We start from the raw sequence: 2441 nt of genomic DNA, 5'->3' as shown, positions 1-2441 counted from the left end.
CTCGATAATGGTGTGAAGAGCAGTCTGGGCGGCGTTCAGGATCTGGCCTATGCTACAAGCTGGTTTTGTGTTGTGGCAGAACCGCGAGCCCCGCCCTGCAAGCGGGGCTTTGTGTTCAATTGAAGTGGACCCTATGCTGAGGACCACCGGGTCTGGTTTCTTAAGTGGAGCTTGCTGCCGTTCGTTCTTCCCGATACTTTACGCCACTGTTGCTTGCTGCTGTCGTGGCTGTGGGGATGTGGGCAACGCGCAGCGTTGTCCAAGCTTCTCGCTTGCGAGAAGCGTCATATCCACAGCCTCTTCGCCGAATGCGCCGGTGACACCTGCCCGCCAGACCGCCATCGGCGCGCGGTTTTCCAGCGCCTGATGGGGGCGCTGGAAATTGTAAAACTCGATCCATCGGGCGATTCCGGCTTTGGCCTCGTGGCCATCCGAATAACCCTTGAGATAGGTGAGTGGCGCGGGGCATTGCAGCCCCGCGCTCTCTCAGAACCGGACGTGAACCTCGCGATTCATCCGGCTCCCGTCATCCAACCGTTGCTCCGGCAACCCAGTGAGCGAACAGGCCTGGATTGCGTCGCTTCAGCGATCGCAACCATTCCCATACCGCCAACGTGTGTCCTCGGAACCGTTTGTATTTTCGTGTTGCCCATCGAACGATGTAGGCATCGATCGTGCGCAACTCCTCTTGAAGCTTCGAGGGATAAAACCGCCCGTAGTAGCGCACCCAGCCCGTCAGGACTGGACGGACCCATTTGGCGATTTCCACCAGCTCAAGATCGCTGCGCCGATGCAGCCGCCACCTGCGCACGGTATGCCGCATCCGTTTCCCGGCCTTCTTGCTGACGGCCGGGCTGAATGAGACGAACCGCTCACCGTGTCGATTGTTCGCCATCCTCGGCCGAAAGCTATAGCCGAGGAAGTCAAACGACTGCTCCGGATAAGCGCCGGAGCGATTGGCATCTTTACAACACACGATCTTGGTCTTTTCCGGGTGCAGCCGTAGCCCGCATTCCGCAAACCTCGCTTCCAGCGCCCGACACAAGTCACGCGCCTCCGCTTCGCTTCGGCAATGGCCGATGGCATCATCCGCATATCGTTCAAATGGGACATCCGGATATTCTCGGCTCATCCACAAATCGAACGCATAATGAAGAAAGAGATTCGCCAACAGCGGGCTGATGACAGCCCCCTGCGGAGTTCCTCTTGTGCGCTTGACCAAGCTTCCATCCGGCATGCTCGCGGGAGCTTCCAGCCACCTTTGCAGGTAGAGCAAGACCCATTTGCAGTCGGTGTGGCGGCGCGCGGCCTTCATCAGAAGGCTCCAATCGATTTCGTCGAAGAAGCTCTTGATGTCGAGGTCGATCACCCAATCGTGGCTCCAGCATCGACGCCGAGCCACAGCCAGTGCATCATGTGCTGATTTCCCTGGCCGATACCCATAGGAATCCATGTGGAACACGGGCTCCAGGATCGGTTCAAGATAACGCTTGACCACCATCTGGGCGATCCTGTCCGAGACCGTTGGTATTCCCAACGGTCGCGTGCTGCCAGCTCCGCCTTTCGGTATGTCAACGCGCCGCACCGGAGGCGGAAAGTAGCTGCCCGAACTCATCCGATTCCAGATCCGATAGAGATTCTTACTCAGATCTCGGTCGAAGTCTTCGATCGACTGCCCGTCAACACCAGCTGCCCCTTGGTTAGCCTTCACTTGCTTATACGCCTCCCACACATCGCGTTTGGCAATACAAAACGGCTTGGCCTTGCTCATGCCGATCATCCCCTTTCGGGTTGTCGACCGCGTAAAGCCGGATGACAACGCCCCTTCGGTCCAGTGCCATTACAGCGCCTTCGTCCCTAATACGGGCGTTTCCGCCCCTGTGCTCCGCATCGGTACTCTGCTCCTTGCGGCGACGAGCCGCTTGGAGTCCTCCCTTCACATCGGAGCGACAGGTTCCTGTGTTCCTTGTCAAAGCCTGATCCGAGGTCACGCCACCTTCATGCCGGACGCCGGTTGGACAGTCGGCAGGCTCCCCCAACCCTTGCTCGCGGGATAGACATCCTGATCCCGGTTTCGACGTCGATAGAACACGTTACGACACGTCATCAGCGGTTTACTTCCGTTCGTCTCCTCGGATCTCACCTGACGGAGTTTCCTCCGCCTTTTCCTCCAACGCTCACCACCAGGGCTCTTTACCCTCGCAGCTCGGAGTGGTTTGACGTCTACCCCTGCAGGTCGACTTCGGAGGGCCATCCTCCATCTCTGACAAAGCTTCGTCAGGCGTCATGCCGAAACCTGACTTCCACAGCACACTATGTCCTCATGCTTGAGCGACCGCCACAGCCGCTCGATGAAGACGTTGTCCATCCAACGACCGCGGCCATCCATGGAGATCTTGATCTTTGCGGCCGCCAGCGCGCCGGTGAAGGCCACGCTGGTG

Annotated in this window: 2 protein-coding genes and 1 pseudogene; all 3 read right to left on the bottom strand. The window is 58.7% G+C overall.

Annotated features, from left to right (window positions below; genetic code table 11):
- Window positions 1-198: 198 nt before the first annotated feature.
- The gene (locus CV770_RS44400) at window positions 199-474 is read right to left on the bottom strand and encodes an integrase core domain-containing protein (protein WP_104466295.1); all 276 of its coding nucleotides are present in this window, start codon (window positions 472-474) and stop codon (window positions 199-201) included.
- Between the two features lie 52 nt (window positions 475-526).
- Window positions 527-1771: a group II intron reverse transcriptase/maturase gene (gene ltrA / locus CV770_RS40770; protein WP_104466294.1), complete on the bottom strand. Its 1245-nt coding sequence runs from the start codon at window positions 1769-1771 to the stop codon at window positions 527-529.
- 549 nt (window positions 1772-2320) lie between these two features.
- A pseudogene (locus CV770_RS40765) lies at window positions 2321-2441 on the bottom strand (IS3 family transposase); the annotation flags it as partial.

The sequence above is a fragment of the Bradyrhizobium sp. AC87j1 genome (genome assembly GCF_002936975.1).
Lineage (GTDB): Bacteria > Pseudomonadota > Alphaproteobacteria > Rhizobiales > Xanthobacteraceae > Bradyrhizobium > Bradyrhizobium shewense.
This window is presented reverse-complemented; position numbering and strand designations above follow the sequence as displayed.

Bases quoted from the DNA above. Each gene is read 5' to 3' on its own strand.
- ltrA (WP_104466294.1), bottom strand. From the start codon at position 1,771: ATGAGCAAGGCCAAGCCGTTTTGTATTGCCAAACGCGATGTGTGGGAG.